The sequence below is a fragment of the Acinetobacter sp. SW-226 genome (assembly GCF_055632855.1).
In genome coordinates, this window is the sequence record NZ_CM145752.1 from 2095903 (window position 1) to 2110740 (window position 14838).

At 39.6% G+C, this 14838-nt stretch carries 16 protein-coding genes; 6 read left to right on the plus strand and 10 right to left on the minus strand.

Features of this window, described 5'->3' with window-relative positions; all coding sequences use genetic code 11:
* Positions 1-3: 3 nt before the first annotated feature.
* From ACZ8ZH_RS10035 to msrB, 5 genes are all read right to left on the minus strand, one after another.
* On the minus strand, positions 4-2226 hold the full coding sequence (locus ACZ8ZH_RS10035) for a TonB-dependent receptor (protein WP_119063833.1): 2223 nt from the start codon (positions 2224-2226) through the stop codon (positions 4-6).
* 165 nt (positions 2227-2391) lie between these two features.
* Positions 2392-3012, minus strand: coding sequence for a LysE family translocator (locus tag ACZ8ZH_RS10040; protein ID WP_086209338.1), 621 nt, complete (start codon positions 3010-3012; stop codon positions 2392-2394).
* A gap of 41 nt (positions 3013-3053) precedes the next feature.
* Positions 3054-3860 (minus strand): AraC family transcriptional regulator, encoded by an 807-nt coding sequence (locus tag ACZ8ZH_RS10045; RefSeq protein ID WP_119063832.1) that lies wholly within the window; start codon positions 3858-3860, stop codon positions 3054-3056.
* Between the two features lie 68 nt (positions 3861-3928).
* Positions 3929-4411: a glutathione peroxidase gene (locus tag ACZ8ZH_RS10050; RefSeq protein WP_119063831.1), complete on the minus strand. Its 483-nt coding sequence runs from the start codon at positions 4409-4411 to the stop codon at positions 3929-3931.
* Positions 4408-4827 (minus strand): peptide-methionine (R)-S-oxide reductase MsrB, encoded by a 420-nt coding sequence (msrB, locus tag ACZ8ZH_RS10055; protein ID WP_119063830.1) that lies wholly within the window; start codon positions 4825-4827, stop codon positions 4408-4410. Before msrB ends, ACZ8ZH_RS10050 begins: the two co-directional genes overlap by 4 nt.
* A gap of 228 nt (positions 4828-5055) precedes the next feature.
* Between msrB and ACZ8ZH_RS10060 the strand changes: the two genes are divergently transcribed.
* Positions 5056-6486, plus strand: a complete 1431-nt coding sequence (locus ACZ8ZH_RS10060) for a pyridoxal phosphate-dependent aminotransferase (RefSeq protein WP_119063829.1) — start codon at positions 5056-5058, stop codon at positions 6484-6486.
* A gap of 139 nt (positions 6487-6625) precedes the next feature.
* A complete protein-coding gene (locus ACZ8ZH_RS10065) occupies positions 6626-6829 on the plus strand; it encodes a KTSC domain-containing protein (protein WP_086209342.1) in 204 nt (67 codons plus the stop codon).
* Between the two features lie 25 nt (positions 6830-6854).
* Here the strand turns inward: ACZ8ZH_RS10065 and ACZ8ZH_RS10070 are convergent, their stop codons facing one another.
* Positions 6855-7460 carry an O-methyltransferase gene (locus ACZ8ZH_RS10070; protein ID WP_119063828.1) on the minus strand — a complete coding sequence of 202 codons (606 nt, stop codon included), beginning with the start codon at positions 7458-7460 and terminating at the stop codon, positions 6855-6857.
* Positions 7461-7489: 29 nt separating this feature from the next.
* Entirely contained in the window at positions 7490-7708 is a 219-nt protein-coding gene (locus tag ACZ8ZH_RS10075) for a DUF1653 domain-containing protein (protein WP_086209344.1), read from the minus strand.
* A 238-nt stretch (positions 7709-7946) separates the two neighbouring features.
* Here ACZ8ZH_RS10075 and ahpF point away from each other — a divergent pair, with 238 nt between their 5' ends.
* The 3 genes from ahpF (at position 7947) to ACZ8ZH_RS10090 (ending at position 10848) form a co-directional block, all read left to right on the plus strand.
* A complete protein-coding gene (gene ahpF, locus ACZ8ZH_RS10080) occupies positions 7947-9512 on the plus strand; it encodes an alkyl hydroperoxide reductase subunit F (protein WP_119063827.1) in 1566 nt (521 codons plus the stop codon).
* Positions 9513-9685: 173 nt separating this feature from the next.
* The gene (locus tag ACZ8ZH_RS10085; protein ID WP_086209346.1) at positions 9686-10030 is read left to right on the plus strand and encodes a hypothetical protein; all 345 of its coding nucleotides are present in this window, start codon (positions 9686-9688) and stop codon (positions 10028-10030) included.
* Positions 10031-10149: 119 nt separating this feature from the next.
* Positions 10150-10848, plus strand: coding sequence for a VIT1/CCC1 transporter family protein (locus ACZ8ZH_RS10090; protein WP_110975879.1), 699 nt, complete (start codon positions 10150-10152; stop codon positions 10846-10848).
* Between the two features lie 92 nt (positions 10849-10940).
* Here the strand turns inward: ACZ8ZH_RS10090 and ACZ8ZH_RS10095 are convergent, their stop codons facing one another.
* The 3 genes from ACZ8ZH_RS10095 to ACZ8ZH_RS10105 form a co-directional block, all read right to left on the minus strand.
* Complete coding sequence (locus tag ACZ8ZH_RS10095) at positions 10941-11462, minus strand: hypothetical protein (protein WP_110975878.1); 522 nt, start codon at positions 11460-11462, stop codon at positions 10941-10943.
* 63 nt (positions 11463-11525) lie between these two features.
* Positions 11526-12302, minus strand: a complete 777-nt coding sequence (locus tag ACZ8ZH_RS10100) for a TIGR03915 family putative DNA repair protein (protein ID WP_119063826.1) — start codon at positions 12300-12302, stop codon at positions 11526-11528.
* A gap of 1 nt (position 12303) precedes the next feature.
* Entirely contained in the window at positions 12304-13563 is a 1260-nt protein-coding gene (locus ACZ8ZH_RS10105; protein WP_086209350.1) for a putative DNA modification/repair radical SAM protein, read from the minus strand.
* A 206-nt stretch (positions 13564-13769) separates the two neighbouring features.
* Between ACZ8ZH_RS10105 and ACZ8ZH_RS10110 the strand changes: the two genes are divergently transcribed.
* Positions 13770-14822 (plus strand): NAD(P)H-dependent flavin oxidoreductase, encoded by a 1053-nt coding sequence (locus ACZ8ZH_RS10110; RefSeq protein WP_119063825.1) that lies wholly within the window; start codon positions 13770-13772, stop codon positions 14820-14822.
* The last annotated feature ends 16 nt before the right edge of the window (positions 14823-14838 follow it).

The window sequence follows — 14838 nt, forward strand, 5'->3', positions numbered from 1 at the left end:
CGATTAAAAATCAAATGATGCACTAAGCATGAATGTACGAGGTAAACCAGCAACCAAGTAACCATTATTGGTATTGCTTGTACTGTTGATATTGTCATACAGACCAACGGAACTCCAATAATCTTGATCAAATACATTATTCACAAGGAAGTTAAATGTAGTTGGGGTTTGCCCCAACTGAGTTTTATAGCTTGCACCCAGATCAAGCGTAGTCCAATCATTAACCTTCAAGTTATTGTCCAGACTAGCATAGGTGGAACCCGTGTAAGTCAATTGAGCGTTCAAAGAAATATCTTGCGGAAGGGGCAACTTCCAATTTGCACCAAGATTTGCCTGAAACTCAGGAACACCTACTTCATAATTTCCATCATAGGTCGTCGAACCAGTTTCTTCTTGCTTTGCATGCATCCACGTCACCCCACCTAAAACAGTTAAGGAGTCAGTAAGCTTGCCATAACTACTTAACTCTAGACCACGATGGACATATTCACCAGCATCACTGAATACACCATTTTGCATGACGCCACGCTGTTTATTAATATCAAATAAACTTAGTGTCACCCCAAGATCGTCATTTTCATATTTAGCTCCAATTTCTTTTTGCTCTGCTACAAAAGGTTTGAGTGACGTTGTGACACCACCACTTGTATTCGTTAGCCCTTTCGCTAAAGACTCAATGTAATTAGCATACACCGAAATTTCAGGTGTGATTTTATAGGTTATCCCGAGTGCTGGTGTCCATTTACTCTCGTCATACGTGCCTGTTTTCACTTGAGAATAGTTATATGTATCTTGAAGAATTTGCTGATAACGCGCACCCAGCATAATGACTAAGGTATCATCCAATGCTGTCAAATTATCGCCAATTGCAACACTTCTTAGACGTGTACGTGTAGTTAATTTCGGACTATCCATATTTCCACCTGAGAATGCTGGAGATAGAGCAGCAGGTTGGTCGTATTGAATAGGTTGATAAATATTAGAATTCAACGGATTCCCCGAATCCATTAAATAAGCATTTCTGGTATTCAGTTGAAATACTGAACCAGAAACAACCACATTATGCTTGATCGAACCCGTATCAAACTTCCCACGTAGCCCGACTTCGCCAGTATTAACCATGTCAACACGGGCATTATCAAAACGGTAAAGCGTACTTGCTCCTGTAGAAGCATTTCTCAAAGTGTAATTTGCTAATGAATTTTGCTCTTCACCATGACGGAATCCATAAGCCATGTAAGTAGTAATCGCGTCATTGAAATCGTATTCAGCACGGTAACTTCCAAAAATATCTTCTTCATTTGAATAAGACCATTTTTGAGCATAATTACTCGAACTATCTATAGCTTTTGGTACTGATGTTAATCCAGCAGCTAATGTTACATTTGGTCGCGTTGCATTTAAACGATTATTGCTATACCCCATATCACCAGAAAGACGTAAGCGCTCACCATTGTAATCCAATCCAATTGCAGCGAGTCCAAGCGATTTCTTTTCATCATCAACGGATGTATTTCCATCATGATAGGCGGTATTTACTCGCACCCCAAACTGCTGATTTTCACCAAAACGTCGCGAAATATCATTCGAAAGATAACCGCCATTAAAATCTGTACCGATAGTTACGCGATTTAACGGGTCATTTCCTGCTCGCTTCGGTAAGAGATTTATTGCTCCACCAATCCCGCCATTGCTCGGCATAGCCCCATTTAAGAATGAAGATGCACCTTTTAATACTTCTACACGCTCAAAGAGTTCTGTTGGAATATACTGGCGAGGTAAAATTGAGTATAAACCATTATAAGCGGTGTCATCTGATCCTAAGTTAAAACCACGGATGTAGTAATTTTCCTGAAAGTTGCCATACCCCCGCCCTACACGCACGCTAGGATCTGCTTTAAGTACATCACCTACACTTTTCGCTTGACGTTCTTGGATATATTGATTGGTATAGCTGGTCAAATTAAATGGTGTATCAAGATTCTTTTGATTCCCAAAAATCCCGACTCGACCACCAGTTGCTACTTGTCCACCAGCGAAAGCTTCCATTAAACCATTTGCAGAAGCATCAGCACTCGCAACAATTCGAATTGTTTCTAAAGCTGTGACATTGCTCGCTTGAGATGATGAGTCAGATTCAATGGCCACTTGAGTTTCAGCAGCATGTGAAATGCTGTACCCAGATACACATGCCATCATTAACACCAATGGTTTTAGTTTAACCATTTCCCACCCTCTTTCATCAATCTAAAATTCGAACCTGATAGTAAATGAGAATTAGTCTTAATCAAAACTATTTGATTCTTATTTGGATAGTAAATTCAAATGAGAATTAATTACTTCATTGTTATAAGTTATATAAATCAACAAACTCTAGACATTATTAAGCTTTTAGATTAGCCCATCTATAAACAAAATTATGGCAAAAATCGCAAAACAGAGACCTGATACCTTATAAAGCCAGCCCAGTTGCCTTGTTAAATACTGGTTCCAATGATTTAGGCTAAAAAGTTTCAACAACAGTAAATTCCAAATCAATACTATCCCCACCATCCACAGACTAATGCAAAGTAATTGAACTACATTAAATTTCGAATAAACCAAAAGAATCAGACTACTATAGAACAGCATATTCTTTGGGTTCAAAAGACTAGACTGTAACCCCCTGACAAAACAAGCGCCTCTCGCTTGTGGGGATGGCTGTATATTTTCATCTATTTTGATTTTTTCTTTCTGCACATAAACTAAACACTGCCACGCCAAATACGTTAGATAAACAATGCCTAATCCACGCAATAACATCAACACATAGGGATGGATGTAACCAAGCCAGCACAATAAAATAAAAATCAATATTAGAATTAAGGCATTACCCGTCACGATACCCAAAACGGTATATCGTGCCATTTTTCGACCACTCTTCAGAAAAGTTAGCAAAATCAGGAAAAAATCTGGACCCGGAGAAAGCAAAGCAACAAAATGTGTCACAGCAATAATAATGAAAAGTTCCATCACATAACTCAATAAAAAATCGAGTTAATCCTAACGATTACTTAAAATGGACTCTTGGATAAAATTGCGCGATGTTGCTTCTGATAAAATTTCGGTGTTGTCCCTGTCAAAGCTTTGAAAACGCGCTGAAAATGACTTTGATCACTAAAACCTAGCGCATAACTTAATTGCGCAATGTCCATACCTTGCTTCAAGAATGAGCGTGCTTGATTTATTTTATAATTGAGCTGATAAGCATGTGGCGTCATACCTAACGATGCTTTGAAAAGCCGAATAATGGCATAGCGACTCAATTGTATTGCTTTTGACATTTCTTCTAAAGATAAAAACGCTTCTTCTTGCTGGATCATCGTCAAAAGATGACTCAATTCTTCTTGTGCATAGGAACTAACTACAATTTGCTCAAGTGCAATTTGAGGTAATAACAACTCAGCGAGCGTCGTAATTAAAATCTGTTCTTTTTCCCAATAGGACAATCTAGGGCTAAATAGCTGATTGTTCAACCGACTGAAATCTTGATACATGTTGGCATCTTTATAGATTTTCGGCTTAAATTTAGGTATTCCTAAATAGTCTTGCTCTGTTTCATATAGAAGTTGTCTCAGCCAAGATGCATCTAAATGCATCATTTGATAACTCCATGCTTGTCCTTCCACTGGATTACAAGCATGCTCCACATGTTCTGGAATCAAGACCAACGTACCCACTTCTATAGCTTGTGTTCCCGCAAAGGCACTGCTAAATATACTTCGCCCCTCATCTACAGCCCCAATCGAAAAAGTTGAATGGCTATGCGACTTATAACAGGCACGACTTTCACATGCCCTACGTGTTTCCACATAAGGCATGCATGAATCACTCCAAAACTCTACACCATCAGGCTGAAACTGACTATTCACAACCAGTCCAAAAAAATTTACGTTTGCAGTGCTTTTTCAATATCATCTTGAATTGCTTCAGGTTTAGTGGTTGGTGCATAACGATTGATCACTTTGCCATCTTTTCCAATTAAGAACTTGGTAAAATTCCATTTAATCCCACTACCTAAAATACCTTTACTATTATTAGTTAAATAACGAAAGATGGCGTGAGCCTCAAGGCCTTTCACATCGACTTTGGAAAACATAGGGAAACTAACTCCATAGTTCTTTTGACAGTATGCGCCTATTTGCTCATTACTTCCCGGATCTTGCCCCCCAAATTGGTTACAAGGAAAGCCCAAAACTTCAAAACCTTGTGCATGATATTGCTCATAAATTTTTTCTAAACCTGCAAATTGTGGAGTAAAGCCACATTTACTGGCCGTATTAACTATGAGCAGGACTTTGCCTTCATAGTCAGCAAAAGATTTATTTTTCCCATCTAACAATTCCGCTTCAAACTGATAAATGTTTGTCATGGATAAGTATCCTCATCACTTTTTTCTTGTGTTTCTAGTTCTAATGAAGCCGAGTTTACACAGTAACGTAAACCTGTAGGCTCAGGTCCATCTGTAAAAACATGGCCTAAATGAGCATCACAGTGATGACATACAATCTCAGTACGCACCATGCCATGTGTTGTATCCTGATGCTCTTCTATAACAGCTGTATTTACGGGCTTATAAAAACTTGGCCATCCGCAACCGCTGTCATATTTATTTTCAGAAATAAATAAAGGTGTCCCACAGCAGCGACATACGTAAGTCCCTGCTTGTTTAGTATTCCAATATTTACCTGTAAAAGCTGGCTCCGTCCCCTTTTGTCGCGTAATGCGAAATTCCTCTGGTGATAACTCTCTTTGCCATTCTCGGTCTGTTTTACTGAGCTTTCCCATGCTTAGGTCCCTTTCTATCTTGCTATTTAAAATAGGATAATCCCATATTTACGTGATTCATCTTAAAATTTCTAGTGTTTAATTCACAATTTACAAAAGACCTATAATCCCAATAAAAGCAAAAAGTAAGCAAAATTCAAAACATAGTAAGCAGTTTTATTTATTAAATGCTTTTTTGGAAGCAATTTTAATGTTACTCTTATTGAAATTCTTGCTTAGGATTAAAAAATGTCGCAAAAAAAGAGCGTTATTTTTAAACATCTACTGCCTGTGATTAAACAATATCAACAGGTAGGATTTACGCATGAAAAAATTGTTGCTTTACTTAGAGATGAACATGATCTAGACCTAGTAACAACAGAAACATTTAAAAGTTATTTATATCGTTATGCAAAAGTGACCTCCACTCTTTCCGAGAACATCAAAATGCCGAACACTATCCAAACCCCACGCGAAATAAAAAAATCGTCTAAGCTTGAGCATGTATGCTACGACATTCGTGGGCCAGTGTTACGAGCGGCCAATGAAATGGAAGAAGCTGGTCATAAGATTATCAAACTCAACATTGGTAACCCTGCACCCTTCGGCTTTGAAGCACCTCAAGAAATTATTAACGATGTGGCTTTAAACCTGCCAAATGCAGTAGGTTATACCGACTCAAAAGGGATTTTCCCTGCGCGTAAAGCCATCTGTCAGTACTATCAACAAAAAGGCATTTTAGATATGCACGTTAATGACGTGTATATCGGCAATGGTGTCTCTGAATTGATCGTGATGGCGATGCAAGGCTTGTTAGATGATGGTGACGAGATGCTCGTCCCGATGCCAGATTATCCGCTTTGGACGGCTGCTGTGAATTTATCAGGCGGTACAGCGATTCATTATAAATGTGATGAAGAAAACTTCTGGTATCCCGATATTACGGATATGGAGAGTAAAATCACACCACGCACCCGTGGTATCGTGATTATTAATCCAAACAATCCAACAGGTGCAGTTTATCCACGTCATGTGCTTGAGCAAATCGTTGCATTAGCTAAAAAGCATGATTTAATTTTGTTTGCAGATGAAATTTACGACAAAATCGTTTACGACGGTATTGAGCATGTTTCTGTAGCAGCGTTAGCGGGTGACCAACTCTGTATTTCATTCAATGGTTTATCTAAAGCATACCGTATTGCGGGTTACCGCTCAGGCTGGATGGCAATCACAGGTGATAAGTCTCGTGCGGTCGATTATATTGAAGGTTTAGACATGCTTGCTTCTATGCGTTTGTGTGCCAACCACCAAGCACAGTATGCGATCCAAACAGCTTTAGGCGGTTACCAATCAATCAATGATTTAATTCGCCCAGGCGGTCGTTTGTACGAACAGCGTAATATTGCTTGGCAAATGTTGAATGACATTCCTGGCGTATCTTGTGTTAAACCTGAAGGCGCGATGTATTGCTTCCCGAAATTGGACCCAGAAATCTATCCAGTTCAAGATGATGAAAAACTGATGCTTGATCTACTTCGTGCGGAAAAAGTACTTCTGGTTCAAGGCACAGGCTTTAACTGGCCTACACCAGATCATTTCCGTGTGGTATTCCTCCCTGCTGAAAATGAACTACGTGAAGCCATTACCCGTGTAGGTCGTTTCCTTGCGAAAATGCGTTAATTGATCACTTAAAAAAACCGTACTTTATGTACGGTTTTTTTATTTACAAAACTGTAATACATCACTTTTCAAGTTTGGCATAAGTTTAAAAGAAGCAGCCATTTTGCTGTGATTCCATTGAGATGATGGGGAGTCGCTTATGGGGACAATTGCGGTAACATCCTGGAAATACAATGCTTCTTCACGCTATTTAAAAATTTTCTATGCCGATGGTTCAGGCGAGTTGTATCATCCCGTGCCTGAATTTGTTTATAACAATTTAGTTCGATGTAATAATAAAACAGCTTTTGTTCATAAATATTTAGAATATGATTTGCACTTTACACGCTTAAGTATTCATTAATTTTTCAAGCACAAACAATCAGGATTTATCCTGATTGTTTTTCATGATCTCTCGTCACTAACAACAAACCTGCGCCAATCGCCAGTGTAGACAAACTAAACTGCTTTTCTTGCTGAATAAGTGCTATAAAATCTGCAACTTGATCCGCATGCGATAGAACATTATCAACCACCAAAACTCCGCGTGAAACACACATTAGTCGTTTCAAATCTGGCCAATAGTCGATATAAGCATCACGCTCAGCATCTAGCAATATAAAATCAAAGATGGCTTGCGACTGCTTCAGATATTCAGCTGCATCACCGACCCAAAACTCAACGCCATTGGATAAATTGAAATCCGCAAGATGACTAGCGGCTTGCTGACTTCTCTCAGCATCAATTTCCAAAGTGGTTAATCGAGCATTCACTTGCTGTGCTGCATAAGCTAGCCATAATGTTGAGTAACCTGTTGATGTACCTATTTCTAATATCTGCTCAGGCTGCTGAATATGAAGCAGTTGCGCCAAAAATTGTGCAGACTCGGGTTCAATATTGCGAAAGCGTGCAATACGATCTGTTTGCTCACTATCATGTTCTTGAAAGCGATGATATAAGGCCGATACTTTACTCAAAAATTCTGCATGCATCATCAAATCCCCTCTACTTTACTTAGCTTCGTTTATACTTCTTGAATCAGTTTAAAGCGCTCAACCTCGCGGTCATCCTCTAGCATTACCGTTTCAGTAAACATGGCAAATGGACGCACCCAAATCGAGTAATCACCATATAAACACTGATAAACCACCAGTTTTTCTTCAGTTTCACTATGTGTTGCCACATGTAAGACTTGATACAGTTGCCCTTTATAATGTTGATAAATACCACGTTGTAATTGCATCAGTTACTTCCCTATTTTTTAACTGTCTCGATCATACCGAATTTCAGCTCACTAAACTGCGAATCAGTTGAAAAATCATTTAAATTCCCCATATAGCTTTATGAAATGATTCAAGAAAACACCTTAAAATCTATAAAACCGATTATTAAAATAAAAACAAACTGTTTTATCTATTTTTAGATTTACTCTATGATTCTTTTATCAAATAATTTTACAGACTGCTTTGGAGAGCTTAACCATGTTAGATCAAAATACTTCAGCTCAATTAAAAACGCTTCTTGAACGCCTTGAAGGTCCGATTGAATTGGTTGCAACTTTGAACGGTTCTGAGAAATCAGACAAAATCAAAGAATTGGTTGAAGAAGTTGCAGCACTGTCTCCACTGGTGACTGCACGTTTTGATGGTCAAAATTCACGTGCACCGAGCTTTGGTGTGGCAAAAGCGGGCGAACAACCACGTGTCTTCTTTGCGGGTTTACCGATGGGACATGAGTTTACCTCTTTGATCTTGGCATTGTTACAAACCTCAGGTTACGCACCCAAAGTATCGGATGAAGTTTTGGCTTCAATCAAAAGTTTGGGCATCCAGTCTGACTTTGACGTATTTGTCTCTTTAAGCTGTCATAACTGTCCAGATGTGGTGCAAGCGTTGAACCTGATTGCCATTTACAACCCAGGTACGACAGCCACCATGATTGATGGTGCATTCTTCCAAGACGAGGTTGAAGAACGCAAAATCATGGCTGTACCAATGGTGTTCCAAGACAACACCCATATCGGTCAAGGCCGTATGACTTTGGAAGAGATTATTGCCAAACTGGATACCAATTCAGCAGCCAAAGAAGCTGAAAAACTCAATGCCAAAGATGCTTTTGATGTTTTAGTGATTGGTGGTGGTCCTGCAGGAAATACCTCTGCCATTTATGCCGCGCGTAAAGGCATTAAAACGGGAATCGTGGCTGAACGTATGGGTGGTCAAGTCATGGATACCATGGACATTGAAAACTATACCTCCATTCAAAAGACCCAAGGGCCAAAGTTTGCTGCTGAAATGGAAGCACATGTACGTGAGTACGGTGTGGACATCATGAACTTACAACGTGTTTCTAACATCAAAGGTGCAGATGAGACAGCGAATGGTTTGGTTGAAGTCACTTTAGAAAATGGTGCGAAGCTTGAATCTAAAACAGTCATCCTTTCTACAGGCGCACGTTGGAGAGAGATGAATGTGCCGGGTGAAGCAGAATACCGTACCCGTGGTGTTGCTTACTGTCCACACTGTGATGGCCCACTGTTTAAAGGCAAACGTGTTGCCGTAATTGGCGGGGGGAACTCAGGTGTCGAAGCTGCGATTGATCTTGCTGGGATTGTAGAACATGTGACTTTGGTTGAGTTTGATACCAAACTACGTGCTGACCAAGTGTTGCAAGATAAATTGCATAGCTTACCCAACACTACAGTGATCCTGAACGCACTATCGACTGAAGTTGTGGGTGATGGTAAGCAAGTGACAGCATTGAAATATAAAGACCGTGCAACCGACGTAGAACATACGGTTGAACTTGCAGGGATCTTTGTACAAATTGGTTTATTGCCAAACACCGATTTCCTCAAAGAAACAGCGGTTGAGCTTTCAAATCGTAATGAAATTGTGATTAACGATCGCAATGAAACCAATGTCAAAGGTGTATTTGCCGCAGGTGACTGTACGACTGTGCCTTACAAGCAAATCATTATTGCCACAGGTGAAGGCGCGAAAGCATCTCTGTCTGCTTTTGACTATATTATTCGTTCTGGGCTGTAACCCTCTACCTATCTAAAGGCTTATAGGCAACTCAGCTTATAAGCCTTTTTATCACGCTGTTTTTTATAAAAAATTACATATTTTTAACAATAATGTAGTCTGCTTTTCACACAAATTAGATTATATTTTGCCCACCCCCTACTTTTGGGTATAAAACGAAAAGGATAGGAAAAATGAATAAATTACTTATTGCTTTAGGTCTTGCTGCGACTGTTGCTCTTGTTGGTTGTTCAAAAGAAAAAGCGCCTGAAACGGGTGCAACAACTGGCGAACACATTGAAAATGCTGCTGAACAAGCAGGTCATGATCTAAATAATGCTGCAAGTACAGCAGTATCTGATACTCAAAAAGCTGCTGATGAAGCATCTGCAAAAATTGGCGCTGCTGCTGATGAAGCTGCTGCAAAAACCGAAGCTGCTGCTCAAGATGTGAAAAATGCTTCTAAAGAAGCCACCGCTCATGTTGCTGGTGCAGTTGAACAAGGTGCTGCTGATGTGAAAGAGAAAGCGCAACAATAATATCTAATGCCATAAAAAGGCCTCCTACTGGGAGGCTTTTTTATGGTCTGTGCTATAGTAGATGCAGAGCGTATTATCAAATAAATCATAATTTTAAAATTTGAGGATGATCTATCACCATGTCTTACTCCCACCATGTTGAACCACATCTCATTCATCGTACAGGTTGGTTACGTGCTGCCGTTTTGGGTGCTAACGATGGCATCATTTCAGTGACCAGTTTAATTATGGGTATGGCTGCGAGTGGTGCATCTAGTCAAACCTTGCTCATTACTTGCATTGCTGGACTCATTTCAGGTGCAAGCTCGATGGCTGCTGGGGAGTATATTTCAGTTAAGTCTCAATCCGATATTGAAGAAGCGGATTTAAAACTTGAAGCTCGAGAACTCGATAAAAACCCACACTTAGAACTAAAAGAACTGACTCAAATTTACATACAACGCGGACTCAATCCCGAACTTGCTCATGAAGTTGCTGTGCAACTCAGTGCACATGATGCACTTTCAGCACATGCACGTGATGAAATAGGCATCCATGAAAATACCAGCGCAAAACCACTACAAGCCGCAGGCTCTTCTGCCCTCGCTTTTTCACTCGGTGCATTGCTTCCAATGCTGGCTATTCTTTTAAGCCCAGAGGGGCATTTAGCACAGTCTGTTGCCATTACAGGAGTACTGTCTTTATTAAGTTTGGGTGCTTTATCTAGCTACTTTTCTGGCACTGCAATCTGGACAGGCGCAATTCGTGTCACCCTTTGGGGCATTTTTGCAATGCTCTTTGCAAGTTGGATTGGTTCACTTTTTAATGTGCATGTCTAAACCATACTACATTTACCAATCCGTTAAACATTCATAAAAAAATTCTTAAAAAGCCCACAACATTTTGGGCTTTTTACATTCATTCATCAGTATCAATTCAATGCTGCTTTTAAGTTACAACCATAATTCATCGTCTGCTGTACCTGACGATATGTACTATAACGATTGATAATAAAATCATAAAACTGTTCAGGTGAGCTAAAATTTTGTTTTAAGTTTTCTTGTTCAGTATGTGGAAGCTCCACATCACTGATAAGCTCTAAATTATAATGCCCTAAACGATACATTTCAGCAAAATAACCGTTCATCACATCACAATAAGCAATTTTGCTGGGTTTAAGCGCGCTACGGCTAACCAAATGTTGATTCAATGTTTGAAGATTATTTACATCCAAAGGCAGTTGCTGAGCAAAAGCAACACTTTCTTTTTTCTTTAATTGTTGAAAATCTCGCACTAATTTTTCATTAAGCTGACTAAAGCGCTGTTGCAAATTTGCAGCATCTTTAACGTGATAATGACTCGGATTAACTTTCACGCTAGCTTGATCTGCCTCTGAACATGCAACAAGACTTAGACTTGAAACAATCGCAGCGGTGGAAATGTACTTTATCATGCGATAAACACCTAAAAATAATCATGCTGCGGCATTATGCCCTAAAGCCTTGTTTATGGGCAGTTATATTATTTTCTCATTCAAGTATCGCCAATAGCGCTTAGGTACAAATTGAACATGCAGCTTGAGGTTTTTTCTCGCTTCGATATTGATACTTTTAAAATAATCTTTCCATAATTGATCATACAGTCGTTCATCGTCATCCAATTGAATACTAAACGACTGACTATGTCCTACTTTGTAAGCAAGGTCGAGTTGCTCAACCTCCATCTTCACTTGATGCACCATTGTTAAATCATAATAAATACCGAAATGTCGTTTTTCATCATAAATCAGCCATCTTTGATCTTGATAACGATTTTTAAAATGCCGTTCAATTAAGGGAAGAACATTAAAATCAGGTTGGATGAGACTCAAAAATAGTCCATCACGGCATTTTTTAAACCGCACAAAAGCCTCCATACGATGCTTCTCTCGACCCACCTGTTTGGCCCACTGCGAAACAGCCAACACATCCGCATGTGCATAGTTTTGGTCAACTACTTGTGCATTTTTAAATATATAAATACAAAAGTTAAAAAGATGCTGATGTGCCTGCTGTTGCTCTGACAGAAAACAATAATAAAAATACCGTAAACTGATGGGGCTGACTCTTTGTCTCAAGCCCTGCCACACTCGCTGTGCATGCTCCTCATTTGAAGCGACATCAATATATTCATCAAACAGACCCGCTTGTGTATTATCAGCAATAAGTCTCACATCAAAGTCTTTGAACTGAAAACTTCGATACACACAACTCAGTAGCCCAGTCATGGTTTGATCAAAGCAGTACATTGTCATGTTAAAAACCAAAACCTAGTTGAGGAGAAAGCTGTTTTTGGTATTTGGATAGACCTGACTGTAAAATCTGTTGACGAATCTGACTGGTCGAGAGCTCTTTTTTAAATTTTACGGTATCAACACAGCGAATAAAATGCTGTGCCCGATTGTAAGCAATACCCATACGCTTTAGTTGATCGATATGAATCTGCCCAAAACGCCGAGCTTGCACAATTTTTTTAGCCGATTGAACACCTATACCCGGAACACGTAAAATCATACGATAGTCTGCATGTTGAATATCAACAGGGAAATGCTCAGGGTTACGCAGTGCCCAGCTTAGCTTCGGGTCAATGTCCAAATCTAAATTCGGATGCTGATCATTCACGATTTCCTGCGCATCAAAACCATAGAAACGCATGAGCCAATCCGACTGGTACAGCCGATTTTCTCTTAATAATGGTGGCGTAGAACCCACGACAGGAAGCATTTTCTCCTGTTCATTGATTGGGATATAACCTGAAAAATATACTCGTTTTAACTGATAAACCTTATAGTGATGATCCGCCATTAAAATAATATCTTTGTCTGTTTCTTGATGTGCACCTACCACCATCTGTGTAGTTTGACCTGCAGGTACAAACTTCGGTACGTGCCGAATCAAACGTCGTTCATCACTCAACTGAATCAAGCGATCTCGTACAATAGCTAAATCCTTTTGTACCTCAGCATGTGACTTCTCGGGTGCAAACTGCTTTAAGCCAACTTCCGTTGGCATTTCCAAGTTAATACTCATGCGGTCTACATATAAACCAGCCTCGGTAATAATCTCTTGGGAAGCGCCTGGTATCGTTTTTAAATGAATATAACCATTAAAGTTTTCTTCAATGCGTAACTTTTTCACCACTTGTAGCATTCGCTCCATGGTGAAATCAGCTGATTTGAAAATACCTGAACTGAGAAATAACCCTTCAATATAATTGCGGCGGTAAAAGTTGATGGTTAAATCCACTACTTCTTGTACGGTAAAAGCGGCCCGTTTGACATCGTTAGAGCGTCTAGAAACACAATACGAACAATCAAAAATACATACATTTGAAAATAGAATTTTAAGTAATGAAACACAACGTCCGTCTTCCGTATAACTATGACAGATGCCATTTCCTGTATTACCTAACCCTTTCGCTTTGTTTTTACGATTGCTACCACTAGAGGAGCAGGACACATCATATTTAGCTGCATCAGCTAAAATTTGTAACTTTTCACGAATACGATCGCTCATGACTCACTTCGGTAAAATCAAAAACAAAAGTATAAAAAATTTCGGTCCTAAAACATGTAGAAAGACTGCTTTCAACGACACTGTTTGTCGCTATACAATAAAATATGATACTCAAGGTTTTCTGTATTTTTCGATAAAATAATGAATATTATTTGCCAATTCTGCTGTGCTTGGGCAAAGTGTTGATATGAAAAAGGAGCAAGCACATGTCTTTATTATTAGAACGCCTTGGAATTAAGCATCCTATCTTTCTCGCACCTATGGCAGGTGTCTCTACTCCAGAACTTGCAGCAGAGGTTTCAAATCAAGGTGGACTCGGCTCACTAGGCTTAGGTGCCAACACCGTAGAAACAGCTCATGCACAAATTTTAAAAACTCAAGAACTGACTGAGCAACCATTTCAGGTCAACTTTTTCTGCCATCAAAGTGTTGAACTTGAACCCATAGCATCACAGGCATGGATTGATTTTCTAAGACCTCATTTTGAACAATACCATGCAGAACCCCCTACACAGTTGCACTGTATTTATCCAAGCTTTTTAGACAACGATGACTACTTAAATGTCGTACTCGAAACTCGCCCTAAAGCAGTAAGTTTTCATTTTGGAATCCCACACCCTCATCAAATACAAGCCCTAAAGGATGCGGGTATTTTAACCATGGTCTCTGCAACAAACTTAGCGGAAGCACGGGCAATTGAAGCTGCAGGTATAGATATTATCATTGCGCAAGGCACTGAAGCTGGTGGTCACCGCGGAATATTTAATGAACTTTTTGATAGCGCAATTCAGACTGTCGATCTGGTTCAGCTTTTGGTAGAGCACTGTCAGTGTCCAATTATTGCCGCTGGCGGCATCATGAATGGTGCGCAATCTCAACAAATGTTAAACCTAGGGGCGAGTGCAGTCCAATTGGGTACAGCATTTGTACAGTGTAAAAGTTCAAATGCAAATGATGCCTATCGTCATGCGTTATTTCATGAGCAAATTACGCAAATTAGCGCCAGCATCTCAGGTCGTCCCGCACGAGGACTTCTAGGTCACTGGCATACACAAGTCGACTTACCAAACCGCCCTGCAGTCGCTGCTTATCCATATGCTTATGATCTTGGAAAACAATTACATGCTGCTGCAAGTCAACAAGGTGATCACGGCTTTGGTGCTTTTTGGGCTGGAAGCAATGTGTCTCAGATTCGTGAACTTGAAGCTCGTGATTTAATCAATCAACTCTTAGTCGAAATGCAACAAGCCAATTATTAAGTCATTCTATCTTTTA